Genomic DNA, 15,583 nt, shown 5'->3' on the forward strand with positions numbered 1-15,583 from the left:
CATGAGCAAGCATGTCTTTGAAATCGACAGCGAAGGCGCCACCCACACCGGCTGCATTCGCGAGCTCAACGAGGACCGTTTTCTGGTCCAGTCCGACAGCGGCCTGTTTGCCGTCGCCGACGGCATGGGTGGGCATGACGGCGGTGAGCTTGCCAGCAACTGCATCGTCGAGAACCTGAAATCGATCGGCGTTCCAAGCTCAGCGCGGGATCTGCGCGCCCGCTTCGAAGATCGGGTGACGACGGCAAATCGAGAAATCCGGGAGATCGCCTTGAGGCGCAATGCCGGCATGATCGGCTCGACGCTGGCGGCCTTGCTGACCTTCGAGCATCAATATGCCTGCCTGTGGGCCGGCGACAGCCGCATCTACATGCTGCGTGACGGAAACCTGTCGCAGCTGTCGCGCGATCATACCGAGGTGCAGGACCTTCTCGATCGCGGCCTGCTGACGCCCGAGGAGGCGGCGATTTCGCCACGGCGCAATGTGATTACCCGCGCCATCGGCACGTTCGACAACCCGACACTTGATTTCACCTATGGGAGAATCCGCGCGCAGGACAAATTCCTGATCTGCAGCGACGGCCTGACGGCCCATGTCTCCGACGACGAGATGCGGCGCGTGCTCAGCCGTCATACCGCGCGCGAAGCCTGCGCCATCCTTCTCAGGTTGACGCTCGATCGGGGCGCGGTCGACAATGTCACCGTCGTCGTCGTCCAGTTCCGCAATTCTCCGGCCAACATCACGCGCGGGCGACCGGGCGAATGGCCGGGCAAGATGTGAGTTGCCATGACTTCGGATGGAAAAACACGCATCGCCGTCAACAGAACGACCCTTGAGCCGGGCACGCAGCTGAACGACACCTATGAGATCGACGCGCGCATCGCGTCGGGCGGGATGGGCGAGGTCTATCGCGGGCATAACATTCAGACGGGCGAGCCGGTCGCCATCAAGACCATCCTGCCCGAGCTTGCCGACGATGATGCGATATTCGCGCTGTTCAAGAAGGAGGCGACCATTCTCGGCCGCCTGCATCATGAAACCATCGTGCGCTACTATTCGTTTTCGCGCGATCCTCGTCTCGGGCGGCCCTATCTGGCGATGGAATTCGTCGACGGGCAATCGCTGGCCGATCGCATCGCCATCAGCCCGCTGGATGCGAGTGAGGCGCGGCGGCTGTTCATCCGCGTGGCCGACGGGCTGGCGCTGGCGCACAGAGCAGGCGTGATCCATCGCGATCTTTCGCCCGACAATATCATCCTGCAGCACGGCGACGTCAGCCAGCCGAAGATCATCGATTTCGGCATCGCGCGCTCGGCGAATGTCGGTGGCGGAACCCTGATCGGCGGCAATTTCGCCGGCAAGTACAATTTCGTCTCGCCCGAGCAACTGGGCATCAAGAACCTGGAAGTGACGGCGCGATCGGACCTCTACAGCCTCGGCCTCGTCATTGCCGCAGCCCTTCGCGGTGCTCCGCTCGACATGGGCGGGTCGCATGTCGAAGTCATAGACAAGCGGCGCGCGGTTCCTGACCTGACGGATCTCGATCCTGGCCTGCGGCCACTCGTGCAGGCGATGCTGCAGCCTGAGGAGGACGACCGGCCCGATAGCGCCGAGCAGGTGGCGGCGTGGCTTCGCTCGGCTAAGATCGGATCGGCCAGGCCGGCATCGACCGGCAGTGGATCGGCAGACGCCGCCACCCAGCCGCCCGACACGCTGGGCTCGCATTCGCCTTTTGGAAATTCTGCGCCCTCCTCCGGCTCGCTTGGGCGACATGCAGCCGCGTTGGAAGGGCCGACTTCCAGCCCATCACTCGGTATGGGCCCGCCACCATCATCTGCACCAGTCCGCGCCACCAGCCGTCTGAATCTGGCCGGGAGCAGCGCCACGCCGAGACCGTCCAAAACTGCCCTGATGGGTGGCTTGCTGGTGCTGCTTCTGGCAGGCGGTGCGGGAGGCGCCTATTTTCTCGGGTTGTTCGGGCAGTTCGCGACAAGCGAGACCACGAGCCAGCCATCTGCGCCGCAAATTGTCGTGCAACAGGAACCGGAAGAGCAGCCAAGCGGGCCCAGCCTCGACGACATATTGAAGGAGGCGGAGTCGAAAACGCCACCGCAGAACGCCGAGCCGAAGCCGCAGGAGGAGGCAAAGACCACGCCCGAGGCAAAGCCGGGCGAGTCTGCTCCCGCCTCGCCTCCGGTTGTCGTTACGCCGCCAGCAACTGAAAGCGAGACTACCCCCAAGCCCGGCGATGCGCCGCCGGCCGAAACCGACCCCAAACAGGCCGAACCGTCATTGCCCCAGCGCACGCCGACCGAAACGAAAGAAGCAGCACTCGACATGGTGGAAACCGCCGAGCAGAGCGTCTCATGGCTGCGAAGCTACGATGGCGGCCGTTGTTTCTTCGCAGCCGTTACCACGGTCTCGGATCAATCGATCGACATCAAGGGCTTCGGTCTGACGAAGGAGCCGTTCGAGAGGCTCTACAATTCGCTGAAGCAGAAAAGCACCAAGGAGCCGGAGGTCAACGGGCAGTTGATAACGGACGCCCAGTGCGCCGTGACCGAGTTTCTGAATGCCGTCCAGCCAACGGCAAAGGACAGCCCTTCGCTTACCTTGCTTGCGGACAGGCTGAAGCCCGGCGAAAATCTCGTCGCCACCGTCGGAAAGAAGGGAACGAGAAATCTCGACCTTCTGTTGGTCGACAGCGACGGCTTCGTCTACAACATGGGCAGCTTCGCCACCAAGGTCACCGACGGCGACAAGGAGACCTTCGAGCTGAAATTCCAGAGCGCGCGACTGCGGGATGTGTCCCCTGAAATGGTCATTGCACTTGCCAGCGATCAGGACCTCGGTTTGCCGGCGGGAAGGACGGTCTCACGAGCAGCCGACCTGTTTCCCAAACTCGCGCGAAAGATCGACAGCATGAACGGAAGCTTCGGCGTCGACTTCGGCTATTTTCTCGTGACCGAATAAGCGCTCCCGGTTTGTCCCACGCCTACGTGGCATCCACCTTTATTCGGCAACCAAGCGTTTATATTACCTCGATTTGCATCAGCCCTCCATTCGAAATGGGTATATCCGTTTTCTTCTGAAACTTTACAATCGACCGAGGATCAATTGATTTGACGCACCAGAGTTGCGGAGTTCTACTTGTCTTTTAATTGAAGAGGGGGCGTAGGCACATGCTCAAGCGCTTTTCTGTTCTTGGATCGGTGTTGCTTGCGGCGTGCGTGCCGTTTCAGCGCATGGCGGCACCCCCTCCGGTTTCCAGGGTCGACACCTGCCATCCGGTGCCCGCCAACCTCATGGAAAAACTCGCCTGGCATGCGGCCCTGAAGCAGAACACGCCCGCAGCCTATCGCGGCTTCGTCAAGAACCATCCACGCAGCTGCTATGTGCCCATGGCGAAAGCCAAGATGAGCAGAGCGGTCGTTGCGAAGCCGGTGACAATGCGGAACATACCCAAGGCGCCGCGCCCGAAATCCCCAGCGCCCCGCAGGGCGGCATACCCTTGAACCGCGCCTTCAAGACGCTGACAACAATGCTGGCAAGTCCGGTTCATGCATTTTGATATCGTACATGCCGCCGACCCCAGGTTCCCCGGTGGAACCTCCTCCGCCTTGCGCGCGGAACTGAAAGCCGCGGATCGGTTCGGACTGAGTTGCGCCTTCATTCCGTTTGTCGGCAGGCGCGGCCCTCTCATCGGCGGCTTCGAAAGGCGCACGGCAAAGCTGATCGACGATCTGGGCGTGCCCTGGCTGATGGGCGAGGAAATCGTCACCTGCGACGTTCTTTTTGCCCATCATCCGCAGGTCTTCGAGCACATGCCTGCCGCTTCGGTGAACATTCGCCCGCGCCATGTCGTCTGCGTTGCCCATCACCCGCCCTTCGACGGTGCATGGGCGCCTCAGTATGAGACAGCGATCGTGCAGCGCAATCTCGAGCGGCTGTTCGGCGCGCCTGTATCATTTGCGCCGGTCGGGCCCAAGATTCGCCGCCAGTTCGAGAAACTGGTTGGAGAAAAGCCCCGGCTGCTGCGTCACGACCTGTGGAACATGATCGACATGGCGGACTGGCCGGATCGCCGGAGACCGCCACCCGAACGCAGCGCAGTGCTGGGCCGTCACTCCCGCGCCGATCCGCTCAAATGGCCGGACACGCAGGACGATCTTCTGGCTGCCTATCCTGATGCGAAGCATCTGTCGGTCGAAGTGCTGGGCGGTATTCCCGAAGTGATCAAGCCCTGGATCGGAGCCAACTGGAACATCCTTCCCTATGCGGATGACGGCGTTGGCGAATTCCTTAGCCGGCTTGATTTCTATGTTTATTTTCACAGCCACCGCTGGGTCGAGGCATTCGGGCTCGGCATCGCCGAAGCCATGGCAAGCGGACTGGTGACGATTATCGACCCCTGCCATGAGGATCTGTTCGGAGAAGGCGCTGTATATGCCGACGTCAGGGATGTCGGCACGGAAATAGACCGGCTGATATCATCGCCGGCATCCTACGCAGAACAATCGGCACTGGCTCGAAAACTGGCCACCGAGAGATTTTCGATAGAGACCTATCCGGCACGCATGGCCGAACTCTATGATGATCTCGAACTGCCAAGCCTGCCTGCGCTGAACGCTGCCCGGATAGCCAAGCTCAGGCGCCAGACGGCCGCAAGCGCCTCCGTGACCGAGCAGCCGGCCAGCCCCCTCCGCCATGCATCGAAAAAACGTGTCCTGTTCGTCGCAACGAACGGCATCGGCCTTGGGCACATCACCCGACTGATGGCGATTGCCGAGCGCATGTCGCCGGACATCGAGCCCATCTTCTTCACCCGATCGGCCGGATCGGCGCTGATCGCCATGCGCGGCCACGCCGTCGACTACATACCCTGGGCGGTGAAAGTGGGCGTCACCGACGAAAGCTGGAACATCGCCTACGCGCAGGAACTGCTTGCCGCGATCGAAAGCATGGACATTGCGGCGGTCGTCTTCGACGGCACCTATCCATTTCCCGGTCTCGTCAACGTCGCGTCGGCGCGGCCCGATCTTTCCTGGGTATGGGTGCGGCGCGCCTTGTGGGTTCGCGGCCAGGCGCTGTCGGACGAGCTTCAATCCTGCTTCGACATGATCATCGAGCCGGGTGAATATGCGCATGACGAAGACCGGGGCCCGACCACGGACATGCCCGGCCAGGTCGCGGCCGTCTCTCCGATCCTTCTCAACGATCCCGGCTCCGGCCTTTGCCGCACTGACGCAGCGGCACGGCTTGGCGTCGACCCCAAGCGCTTCACCGTCGCCATTCAGCTTGGTTCGCAGCGCAATTTCGATTTCGAGGATTTGCCGGACCTGATCATCAAGGACCTGATCCGCCGGGACATTCAGGTCGTGCGGATCAACCATCCCCTCGCCCCTCCCTCCGGTGAGGAAACGCCGGGCGTCGTCCGCCGCAGCCTCTATCCGCTCTCGGACTGTTTGAGCGCGGTCGATCTGATGATCACGAATGCGAGCTACAACAGCTTTCACGAATGCGTCTTCGGCGGCATCCCGGCAATCTTCGTTCCGAACGAAGCGCCGGAGATGGACGACCAGCATCTGCGCGCGACCTATGCCCACTCCACCCATGTCGGGCTGCGCCTGCGGGCGTCCGAACTCGGCCGCGTGTCACAGACGATCGATATCGCGCTGTCGGAGGATTTTCGTGAAGAATTGCGCCGCCGCTCTGCCCGCCTCGACTTCGTCAACGGCGCCCACGAGGCGGCCCGTCTTATCGAGCAGCTTGTGTTTTCGGTTCGAGCCGATGCGCCGCTTCATGCAGCACTTGCTCGGGTCTAGATGAAGCATTCGTCTCGGCGATGTCTTGCGCCGGCGCGGCCATTTGCGTTGCCAGGAATTCGTCGAAGGTCAGGGAGAGCTCGATCTCGCTGGCAAAATTCCACTTGGCCATGATGAGCGCCCAACGCCGCCGCACATAGCGCTGATACTCGTCATCCCGCAGCAGCCGAAGGTGCCGGCGCGAAGGCATGAATTCGATCGGGGCAGCCGTGACGGCTATGAGGTCCGGGCGCAGCTCCGACATCACGATCACCGGAAATTCCTGCGCCTCGCGACAGGCGGCGGCAACTGCGTCGAGTATTTCCGCGATGTTGGGCGGCGTATCTCCAAGCAACGATATCAGGATGCGAGGCCTGGCCTCCTTCTCACCATCGACCAGCACATATCGAATTCCTTCCTGGCCGTCAGACGCGGGCAAATCCGCTGGCAAAGCGGCATCGCCGTGGCTGAGCCAAGGGAAAGTCGTGCGGATATGATCGAACCAACGGCGCAAGGAAAAGACCCTAACCAACTGCGATGACAACGAAACTTTTCATTCCGGCGAAACGCGCCACTACTTTCCGTTTTGCTGGATGAACAACTCAACATCCGCATCGATCTTCTTGCGTGCGTCCGCCTTCAGGCGATCACCTATCGCGTTCTTGATCTCCTCGGCATTGTCGGCCTTGAAGCGCCCCGCCAGTGCTGCGTTGAAATAGGCAAGGTGCAGGTCGGGTTTTCCGCCGGATAGGCTTCCATCCCGGTAGCCTTTGGCAAGATCGAGATAGGCATCCTCGAAGCCGCGCCGCGCCGAGAGTTCCAGCAAACTCAGCGCGCGAATGGAATCGGCCGGCACGCCATCCTCGCCCTTGAGGAAGACGCGCGCTGCGAAATATGGCGCATATTGGTTGCCCATGTCGGTCGCGCGCAGCATCAGATCGAGGCCGCGCCGCACATCCTTGTCGACGCCTGCGCCGCCGACATAGGCGCGGCCGAGATTGGCCATGGCGTCGATCTGTCCTGCATCGGACGCCGCGGCATAGAGCTTTGCCGCCTCGACCGGGTCTTTTCCAACGCCGACGCCTCGGTTGTAGGAATCGCCCAATGCGGTGATGGCGTTGGTCCAGCCGCTCGACGCGGCAAGCCTGTACCAGAGGATGCCTTCCTCGGGGTTTTTCGGCACGCCCTGCCCCTTGATATAGGCCGAGCCGACATTGGTGCGGGCCCGCAGATTTCCGAGTGCCGCCGCCTGCATGTAAAAATCGAGAGCACGATCGTAATCGACATCGCGGCCGAGGCCGACGCGGGCCAAATAGCCAAGATTGACGAGTGCTGCGCTGTATTGCTGGCGACCGGCCAGAGCGTAGAAATGCTCGGCCCAGTCATAACGGCCTGCGATCTCGAGCACGCGGCCGAGCTGGAACTGCAGGCGCGGATTGAGGAGGTCGGCAGCGAGCGCGAAGGCGCAGGCCCGCAAGCCGTCGCGGACATTGACCATGCCGTTGGTTACGCCAGGGACCGCGCGCTGCGGATCGTTGGGATCGGCGGCGTAGAGATCGCAGTCCGACACCATCGCCTTCATGCCATGCGCGGTGTCGGGCAGCTTGCGCGGCCAGACGCGGAACGTCTCGCTTACCGCGCGTTCGCCGGCTTGCTGGAAGACGAATTCCTCGCCGGCTGCCTCGGTGCTCACATCCGACGGCGGCGGGGCGGAAATCGCCGTGGAAGCCAGCGCACCGTTTATGTAGAGGCCGCGCTGGTTGAGTTCGGCAACCTTGACGCTGCTGCGACTCTCGGCTTCCGGCGCATATTTGCTGTTGGGAAACACGCTGGCGAAGCGGACGAAATCTTCCGGATCCGGACTTTCGCGAATGAAGGCCCATAGCACCTCGTCGACGGTCAGTTCGCCCCCCGCTTGCGGTGCTGCCGGTTCCTTGGACGCACTTGCATCGCCCGAGCGGAAAATAAACTTCGTTTCGATCGAACCGGTGATCCAGGGGATCTGCGATCCGCCGGTCGCCATGCGCACGTCGCCCCGCACCGTGCGGAACGTGTCGTAGATGTCGAGGTTCGTCTGCTGGAACGCATTGGCCAGTGCGGAGGAATACGGGCTGTTGACGCCGGTGCCGTCATAGGCGACTTCGCCGGCGCTGGTGGCAAAGGCAATGAGCACCTGCCCGGTGCCGGATTCGGTGTTCGCCAGACCCTGCTGCAACCCCTCTTCAGTCGTGACCGGGTTGGTGCGGCAGGCGTCCAGGATGATCAGCTTTATGCCGACCGGATCGTCCTTGACGATGTCTATGAGCGTATTGAGCGCGATGGCGTCGTCAACGACCTGCTTGACTGAGCCGGTGCGCACATCGACCGGCAGAAGCAGGTTCTGGCCCTTGTACTGCACGGCATGCCCCGCATAGTAGAGCACCGCCATGTCGGCCCCGACGAGGTGCTTGCGTATCGCGTCCTGCAAATCCTTCCCCGCCGCTTTATTCACATCGTAGAAAAGCAGGACGTCGAAACCGAGTTCGGTCAGCGTGGAAGCGATCAGCTTGGCGTCATTCTTCGGATTGGTCAGGGGCGCGAACTTGTATTCTCCGTTGCCGACCACGATAGCCGCGCGGCGCTCAGCCTGAGCCGTGCTCGCAAAAATCTGCACGAGAAATATGACAAGTATGGCGAAGCAAATTTTCGCCCGTCGAAACAAGGAACCTTCCCGTGTCATGTTTCCAGGAGTCCAATTGTTCGCGGATTCAATCCAGTTCTTTTGGATAGCGCAAAAGCGCGTGGGATTCTATTGTAAAAGCGGGCTTCCAACGCCCTCGCCAGTACCCAATCCGTAGTAATCGACGGCTCACAAAATAGCCTGTATCAACTGCACTTCGAAGGTTGGCGATGTCGAACCCATGAGGAACTCCGCTTCCGCCCTGTTGGCCAATGCGTTTTGGACATGTGGCGTCCTGCCGGCTTTCCTCGTCTGCTTCGGATTTACCGGCGTCGCCCACGCCCAGTTCGCCGTCTGCAACCAGACGATCGACGCGATCAATGTTTCGGTGGCCAAGCAAACCGGCGGCACCTTCGGCACCGAAGGATGGTGGACCATCGGCGCCAATCGCTGCGTCGACGTCATCAAGGAGGAACTCACCGGCCGCTATGTCTATGTCTATGCCACCGACGTCTTTGGCCAGCCGATCCTGACTGGCGACTACGAAGGCCACGAGATGTGCATCGGCACCAGGCGCTTTTCCATTCAGGGCACCGACTCCTGCTGGCAGCGCGGCTACCAGTCCGTCCGCTTCAGGCTGGTGGACACCAAGGAAATGTCGCGTTGGACTTTTTTCCTGAAAGACCCTGAGGCGAACTGAGTCCAGGTACAAACAACGCACGATAAATTCGGCGTCTGTGATGTTTATCTCATCACGACACCTCCATTCATCGTAATCTAGCAAGGTCACTAAGCTTTTCTGGCGACTGTTTTGTCGTCACCACTTGTGGCGTATTCTTCGTCAGCGGCATCCAGGCCCATTTCCGATGCACCAGTTGGACGACAGCTTCCGCAAGAAGCGGAAGCAGCAGGAAGAGGAACGGAAGCGCGCGTTGCGCCGCAGGTTTTCGTTCGTCGCGGCCGGCTGCGTCGTCCTGGCCGCGGGCACCTATTTCCTTTCCGGCTACTGGCCGCCGCAGGCACCTGAAACAGTGGCGGCCAAGCCGCAGGCGGCGACTCCTGAGAAACCGAGCCGGCCCGTTTTCGTCAATGCGATCGTCGATCTGGCCGGCGACCCGCTGATCATCAGGCTTGGCTCGACGGGCGGCGCATCGCAGAAGCTGCATGAACTTCCCGTACCGCCGGACCTCAATCAGCCGCAAATCCCCGAGACGGTGCAGGTTCTGTCAGACACCATGCTTTCCTCCAGCCAGCGCATCATGGCGCTGCCGTCCAGCCCCGAGGATTTTGCCTTCTTCCAATCGCAGAGCGGACGCAACCAGCCGCCGATCGATCTTTCGGCACTGCCGGACCAGACAAACACTGCCCCCGCGGACGAAACCATGAACGACGATGCCGGAACAACACCGGACGCCGCCAGCGGCGATGAAGCATCCGACGAGGTGCTGGTGCCTGTCGCAGGTCAGGATGACCTCGAAGAAGACGGCTCGATAGCCACGGACGAAGAAGTTCCGGCTGAAGATATGCAGGCCGCCCCCGCGCCGGAGCCGGGCGGCATGATCGGCGAAGACGGGGCCGATGCCGATGCCGGCTGGAGCGAGACGGCGGGGCAACCGAAGGAAGCGCTTCCGGCCATCAAGCCGACCGCGATCGAGGACACCACGACCGTTGGCCTCGTCAATCGCGAGGCCGACCGTTTCCGCACGACGGAAGACTTCACCGTGTCGATCAAGGGCGAGCGCTCACTGGAAAGCATCATCGCCGAATATGGCTTCAGCGCCGACGACGCCAAGAAGGCAGCCGAGGCCGCCAAGACGATCATCGGGGTGGATATGCTCGGTGATCGCTACATCGTCGGCTTGCGCGGCTTTCGGCCCGACGCGCGTCAATCGAGATACAGCCTCGCCCAGATCTCGGTGAATGCGCCGGAAAAATACATCGGGACCCTTGCGCTGGGCGATGATGGCCAATTCGTCGCCGGTGCCGACCCCTGGATAGACGAAGACCTGTCCAGCTATTCGCAGACCGTCACGCCGGAAGCCCAGAATCTCAGCTACCGCCTGCTCGACGCGGTCTACAGCACGGCGACGCGCAACCAGGTGCCGAGCGGCGTGACCGGCGAAGCAATCATGCTGATGTCGCGCTCCTTCGACCTGCAGGCGATGACGACGAAGGACGACAGGCTGGTCATCATCTTCGCGAAATCCGGCCGCGACACGGGCCGCAATACCGGCCGCGTGCTCTATGCGGCCATTCGCGGGCCGGACCGCAACCTGGAATGCTTCGTCTACCAGCCGGTGCCGGGTGCCGATTTTTCCTGCATGACCGAGAAGGACGCCACCCACAGCGTCACCACCACCAATGGCATGGTCAACCCGGTCAACGGCGTCCTGACCTCGACCTTCGGGCCGCGCCGGCATCCTATCCTTGGCCGCGTCCTGTTGCACAAGGGCGTCGACTGGAAAGCGCCGATCGGGACGCCGGTGATGGCAGCCTTCGACGGCACGATCGAGTATGCGGGCGACGGTAAGGGCTATGGCAATGTCATCCGCATCGCGCATGGCAACGGGAAGACGACCGCCTATGCGCATCTGAGCCGCTTTCAGGATGGGGTGCAGCCGGGGCTGGCGGTCAAGGCCGGCGACACCATCGGCTTTGTCGGCACGACCGGCCTTTCCACCGGCCCTCACCTCCACTTCGAACTCTATATGAACGGCGTTCCCATAAATCCGCTGGAGACGGCAGTCGCGCAGGCCACACCCTCCACCGACCCGGATGGTGCGGCGGTCGAGATACTGGTGAACCGCATCATCCATGTCGAAAGTGCCGGCAACGCGCGGGCGAAAAATTCGCGATCCTCGGCGACCGGCCTCGGCCAGTTCATCAACTCGACATGGATCCGCATGATGCGGACCTACCGCCCCGACCTGTTCCAGTCGATGTCAACGTCGGCGCTGCTTGCGCTGCGCTTCGACCCGACCATCTCGCGAGAAATGGTCGAGCATCTGGCCCGGGAAAACGAGGCGCGGCTGCGCTCGCATGGCCACGGCATCACCGCGGGCCGGCTCTATCTGGCGCATTTCCTCGGGCCGGAAGGCGCCCATATCGTGCTGGCAGCATCGGGAGATGCCTCGCTGGCCGCCATTCTCGGCAGCCAGGTCATCAGCGCTAACCCGTTCCTGACCGGCAAGAACGCGGCTTATGTCGTTGCCTGGGCCGAAAAGAAGATGACCGGCAGGGCCGTCCGCGCGACGACCGACGGCCCGACGGTCGCCCAGACTGTCGTCAGGACGTCGCCGGAATTCGTGCGCTATCGCGAGGCGATGCAGAAAGTGGTCGAGACGATCGAAACGACCTTGTGAGCGGGCCTCGACGGTAGCCGTGAAGAATCGACGAACCACAAACGAAACAGGGGATGCGCGAACGCACCCCCTTCTTCAACGTCAATAGATGAACGCTACTGAACCTGCAGCCTCAGTTCCACACGCCGGTTGATCGCGTCCATCGGATCGGCCGTGCGCGGCTTGGTCTTGCCCATGCCGACCGCGGTTACCCGGTCTCCGGCAATTCCGTTCTGTAGGAGAAAGGCCGTCACTGCCTGGGCGCGTCGCTCCGACAGGCCGAAATTATACTCGTCGGTTCCGCGAGCGTCCGTATGGCCCTCGACGACGAAGTGCGCCGTGGACAAGCGACTGTCGGAAAGCGCCTTGGCGAATTCCTTCAGGTTTTGCTGGGCCTGGGTGGTGAACTGCGTCGAGTTTAGCTCGAAATTGATGAGCATGTCGAAGCCGGCAGGCTTGGGCTTGCTCTGCTCGCATTCGGCGGTCGTGCCGATGCAGATGCCTCGCGTTGCGCCCTGATTGGCGGATTTCGCGAAGAAATCAATGATCTCGTTGGCCTTTACCTGCGAGTCCGCGAAAGCAGGCGGAGCAGCAAGCGATACCGCGCCGAACAAGACGGCGGCTAAATACTTTCCATTCATCGGAATTCTCCTTCCTGGAAGGAAATCTTCGCAAGAATAAAATTGCGCAATATGACTGTCAACTTTGCATAGAGCATTTGTTATATAAATATAGCCTGATTATATTCCACCATAAGATGTATAAAACGGGTTTGCCTCCCCCCTTTGTCGCCCAAAAATCCGTGACGCCTTCCCCCGTATGGGACCCACCAGGGCGATAGACACCGGGCCGCCGCGATTGCCATCCATCTGTCGCGGCGGTTAGACTGTGACGTTAGCTATCGGGATCGCGCGCCCCAAGCCGCTGGCCACTCGCGACGGACTTTTCCTGATGACGATCAACCTGACGATCGAGAACCTGACCGAACTGCCGACCGGCGGACCCACCCGATTCCGGTCGCAGGATCGCAGCTTCGAGATCGGGCGGGAAAATTGCGACTGGGTGCTGCCCGATCCGAACATGTTCATTTCCGGCCGGCACTGCGAGGTCCGGCATGAGAGTGGCAGCTATTGGCTGCATGATCTCTCGCGCAACGGAACCTTCGTCAACGGGGCGACCCAGCGCGTCAAAAGCCCTTATCAGTTGAACGATGGCGATCGGCTTCAGATCGGCCATTATCTCGTTTCCGTGGCAATATCCGCTGATGCCGGTGTTCAACAGTCGCAAGCGCCTTGGGGACCGGAGAATGTCTGGGGAACCGACGCTCCGCTGAGCCCACGGCCTGTCCAGCCCGCATCGTTCGATCCCCTTGGTGCCGTGCCGGTGCGTCCGCTGGATGACTTTTCGTTTCCGTTTGAAAACGCGCCTGCTGCGGCTCCAGCGCAACCGGTAGCGCAGCCGTTTCAGCCGCAGGCTACGCCACGGCCCTCACCGGCCCCCGCTCCGATGGGTGCGGCGCAGTCTGGCGACGCGGAGGCGCTGTTGCGGGCGATAGCGGTCGGGGCCGGCGTCTCGCCGGATATTTTCATGCAGCGCGACCCCTCCGATGTCGCCGCAGAGATCGGGCTCGTGCTGCGCACGGCGGTGGAGGAACTCGCTTTGCTGTTGAAGGCACGCGCATCCGCCAAGGTGCTCGCCCGGAGCAACAGTCGTACGATGATCGGCGCGGTCGACAACAACCCGCTGAAATTCGTGCCGCGCCCCGAGGAAGTGCTGGAAATCATGTTCACCCGGCGCCGGGCCGGCTATCTCGACGCCAAGCACAGCATCGACGAAGCGTTTCGCGACCTCAAGACCCACGAATTCGCGACCTTTGCCGCGATGCAGACGGCACTGTCGCGGTTGCTCGAGGATTTGTCGCCCGAGGCTATCGAGAAGAAGGTGCCAGCGTCCGCCTTCGCCTCCAGGAAGAGCCGCGCCTGGGACACCTTCGTTGCGACCTGGGAAGCCAAGGAAAAGCCGCATGAAAACGGCATGCTGGATGTGTTCCTGACCTATTTCGCCGACGCCTATGCGAAGGCGTCAAAGCCGAAATAGCGCATCAGCGTTCTTGCGATTTGATGAGGCTCAGGCCCGCTTGCCGGAGCGCGGGCTGGCGTCCTTCATCAGGCGATCGATATGCATCCTGATATGGGCCGCTTCAGCGGCGGTGTTGGCCCGGGCGATCGCACAGTCGAAGGCGACGCGGGCTTCTTCGTTGCGGCCAAGCTGCATCAGCAGGCCGCCTTTCAGGCCATGAAAATGGAAATAACCGGATAGCCGCTCTTCCAGCGGCTCGATCATCTCGAGTGCAGCGGCGGGACCCTTTACTTTCGAAACGGCAACAGCGCGGTTGAGCGTGACCACCGGCGATGGCTGCAAGCGTTCCAGCGTGGCATAGAGCAGGTCGATCTCGGCCCAGTCGGTATCTTCCGGTCGCGCAGCGCGGGCATGGAGTGCTGCAATCGCAGCCTGCACCAGATATGGCCCGACACGACGGTGCCGCATTGCCTTGTCGATCAGGGCCAGCCCCTCGTCGATCATCTTGCGATTCCAGAGGTTTCGGTCCTGATCTTCGAGCAGAACGATCTCGCCGTTTTCATCGAAACGGGCGGCCGTGCGTGCATGCTGCAGGAGAAGCAGTGCCGTCAGCCCCATGATCTCGGGCTCGGTCTGGAACAGCCGCAGCAAGAGCCGCGCCAGCCGGATCGCCTCATCGCAGAGCGGTGCGCGTGCATGTGCCTCGCCGGGGCCGGCGGAATAACCTTCGTTGAAGATCAGGTAGACCATCGCCGCGACGGCCGCCAGCCGCTCGGAGCGCTCCACCGCGCCGGGCGTCTCGAATGGCACGTCGGCGCCCTGGATGCGGCCCTTGGCGCGGGTGATGCGCTGTTCCATGGCGCTTTCGCCGACCAGAAAGGCCTTGGCGATCTGCGTGACCGAAAGACCCGAAACGATGCGCAGTGCGAGCGCAATCTGCTGAGCTGCAGGCAGGTCGGGATGGCAGCAGATGAACAGCAGCCGCAGGATATCGTCGCGGTAATCCGCCCCGTCCAGCCGTTCGGCCATGCTGGTCTCGGCGTCTTCCAGATCCGATACCAGTTCCTCCGGCGGCAGCGGCTGCTGCTTTGCCCTGCGCCGCGCGGCGTCGATGCCGGTGTTGCGCCCGACGAAGATCAGCCAGGCGGCGGGATCGCGCGGCGGGCCGTTCTTCGGCCAGGTCTTCAGGGCGCGCAGGCAGGCTTCCTGAAAAGCCTCTTCGGCGGTATCGAGGTCGCGAAAATAGCGCAGCAATGCACCCACCGCCTGCGGGCGGGCCGCCGTCAATGCCGCTTCTATCCAGTGGGGGTCGGTCATGTGGGTGCCGGTCCGGGCCTGAAAATGGAAATGGGACGAATTTCATAGGAACCCGTGCCGGGATTGGCGACGGCCAGTTCGCGTGCCACCTCGACGGCCTCGTCGAGCGAGGCGCAATCGACGACATAAAAACCGAGGAACTGTTCCTTGGTCTCGGCAAAAGGACCGTCGATGACGAAGGGTTCGTCGCGGGTCTTGCGCAGGGTCGTTGCGGCAGTGGTCGGCATCAGGCGCGCGACCGGGCCGAGCTTGCCGGCTTTGGCGAGCTTTTCCTGCACGACGGCAAGATCGGCCATCACCTTGTCGTCCTCTTCCTTGGTCCAGGAACCGACGACATCTTCGGAATTGTAGCACAGGATGGCATATTGCATTGGGGTCTCCT

12 protein-coding genes are annotated in these 15,583 nt (G+C 61.9%); 7 read left to right on the top strand and 5 right to left on the bottom strand.

Translation table 11 applies throughout. The features are described from left to right. Position 1 precedes the first annotated feature (1 nt). The 4 genes from WBQ96_RS03110 to WBQ96_RS03125 all read left to right on the top strand — a co-directional run bounded on the left by WBQ96_RS03110 (position 2) and on the right by WBQ96_RS03125 (position 5,826). Positions 2-781: a PP2C family protein-serine/threonine phosphatase gene (locus WBQ96_RS03110; protein ID WP_336547324.1), complete on the top strand. Its 780-nt coding sequence runs from the start codon at positions 2-4 to the stop codon at positions 779-781. 6 nt (positions 782-787) lie between these two features. Next, entirely contained in the window at positions 788-2,974 is a 2,187-nt protein-coding gene (locus WBQ96_RS03115) for a serine/threonine-protein kinase (RefSeq protein ID WP_336547328.1), read from the top strand. 209 nt (positions 2,975-3,183) lie between these two features. Then, positions 3,184-3,516: a hypothetical protein gene (locus tag WBQ96_RS03120; RefSeq protein WP_336547330.1), complete on the top strand. Its 333-nt coding sequence runs from the start codon at positions 3,184-3,186 to the stop codon at positions 3,514-3,516. A 45-nt stretch (positions 3,517-3,561) separates the two neighbouring features. Continuing rightward, positions 3,562-5,826 carry a glycosyltransferase gene (locus WBQ96_RS03125; protein ID WP_336547332.1) on the top strand — a complete coding sequence of 755 codons (2,265 nt, stop codon included), beginning with the start codon at positions 3,562-3,564 and terminating at the stop codon, positions 5,824-5,826. Here the strand turns inward: WBQ96_RS03125 and WBQ96_RS03130 are convergent. After that, complete coding sequence (locus tag WBQ96_RS03130) at positions 5,759-6,319, bottom strand: hypothetical protein (protein ID WP_336547334.1); 561 nt, start codon at positions 6,317-6,319, stop codon at positions 5,759-5,761. The genes WBQ96_RS03125 and WBQ96_RS03130 overlap by 68 nt on opposite strands. A 60-nt stretch (positions 6,320-6,379) precedes the next feature. Further along, positions 6,380-8,524, bottom strand: a complete 2,145-nt coding sequence (locus WBQ96_RS03135) for a caspase family protein (RefSeq protein ID WP_336547336.1) — start codon at positions 8,522-8,524, stop codon at positions 6,380-6,382. A 181-nt stretch (positions 8,525-8,705) separates the two neighbouring features. Here WBQ96_RS03135 and WBQ96_RS03140 point away from each other — a divergent pair, with 181 nt between their 5' ends. Next, positions 8,706-9,164 (top strand): DUF1036 domain-containing protein, encoded by a 459-nt coding sequence (locus WBQ96_RS03140; protein WP_336547338.1) that lies wholly within the window; start codon positions 8,706-8,708, stop codon positions 9,162-9,164. A 166-nt stretch (positions 9,165-9,330) separates the two neighbouring features. Beyond that, a complete protein-coding gene (locus tag WBQ96_RS03145; RefSeq protein ID WP_336547340.1) occupies positions 9,331-11,826 on the top strand; it encodes a peptidoglycan DD-metalloendopeptidase family protein in 2,496 nt (831 codons plus the stop codon). A gap of 95 nt (positions 11,827-11,921) precedes the next feature. On the opposite strand, the gene WBQ96_RS03150 is transcribed toward WBQ96_RS03145, so the two are convergent. Further along, positions 11,922-12,446, bottom strand: coding sequence for an OmpA family protein (locus WBQ96_RS03150; RefSeq protein ID WP_165119843.1), 525 nt, complete (start codon positions 12,444-12,446; stop codon positions 11,922-11,924). A 247-nt stretch (positions 12,447-12,693) separates the two neighbouring features. Here WBQ96_RS03150 and tagH point away from each other — a divergent pair, with 247 nt between their 5' ends. Next, a complete protein-coding gene (tagH, locus tag WBQ96_RS03155) occupies positions 12,694-13,902 on the top strand; it encodes a type VI secretion system-associated FHA domain protein TagH (protein WP_336547343.1) in 1,209 nt (402 codons plus the stop codon). Positions 13,903-13,932: 30 nt separating this feature from the next. Here tagH and WBQ96_RS03160 read toward each other — a convergent pair whose 3' ends face one another. Further along, entirely contained in the window at positions 13,933-15,201 is a 1,269-nt protein-coding gene (locus WBQ96_RS03160; protein ID WP_336547345.1) for an RNA polymerase sigma factor, read from the bottom strand. Beyond that, positions 15,198-15,572 (bottom strand): YciI family protein, encoded by a 375-nt coding sequence (locus WBQ96_RS03165; RefSeq protein ID WP_165119841.1) that lies wholly within the window; start codon positions 15,570-15,572, stop codon positions 15,198-15,200. Before WBQ96_RS03165 ends, WBQ96_RS03160 begins: the two co-directional genes overlap by 4 nt. Between the last annotated feature and the right edge of the window lie 11 nt (positions 15,573-15,583).

Origin of the sequence: Mesorhizobium sp. CCNWLY176, from assembly GCF_037153935.1 — a bacterium.
GTDB classification, from domain to species: Bacteria; Pseudomonadota; Alphaproteobacteria; order Rhizobiales; family Rhizobiaceae; genus Mesorhizobium_M; species Mesorhizobium_M zhangyense.

What these genes read in the sequence shown, in the direction of transcription:
- WBQ96_RS03140 (WP_336547338.1), top strand. Translation starts at nt 8,706, where the DNA reads ATGAGGAACTCCGCTTCCGCCCTGTTGGCCAATGCGTTTTGGACATGT.
- WBQ96_RS03125 (WP_336547332.1), top strand. Translation starts at nt 3,562, where the DNA reads ATGCATTTTGATATCGTACATGCCGCCGACCCCAGGTTCCCCGGTGGA.
- WBQ96_RS03160 (WP_336547345.1), bottom strand. Translation starts at nt 15,201, where the DNA reads ATGACCGACCCCCACTGGATAGAAGCGGCATTGACGGCGGCCCGCCCG.
- WBQ96_RS03135 (WP_336547336.1), bottom strand. Translation starts at nt 8,524, where the DNA reads ATGACACGGGAAGGTTCCTTGTTTCGACGGGCGAAAATTTGCTTCGCC.
- WBQ96_RS03165 (WP_165119841.1), bottom strand. Translation starts at nt 15,572, where the DNA reads ATGCAATATGCCATCCTGTGCTACAATTCCGAAGATGTCGTCGGTTCC.
- WBQ96_RS03115 (WP_336547328.1), top strand. Translation starts at nt 788, where the DNA reads ATGACTTCGGATGGAAAAACACGCATCGCCGTCAACAGAACGACCCTT.
- WBQ96_RS03110 (WP_336547324.1), top strand. Translation starts at nt 2, where the DNA reads ATGAGCAAGCATGTCTTTGAAATCGACAGCGAAGGCGCCACCCACACC.
- WBQ96_RS03145 (WP_336547340.1), top strand. Translation starts at nt 9,331, where the DNA reads ATGCACCAGTTGGACGACAGCTTCCGCAAGAAGCGGAAGCAGCAGGAA.
- WBQ96_RS03150 (WP_165119843.1), bottom strand. Translation starts at nt 12,446, where the DNA reads ATGAATGGAAAGTATTTAGCCGCCGTCTTGTTCGGCGCGGTATCGCTT.
- WBQ96_RS03120 (WP_336547330.1), top strand. Translation starts at nt 3,184, where the DNA reads ATGCTCAAGCGCTTTTCTGTTCTTGGATCGGTGTTGCTTGCGGCGTGC.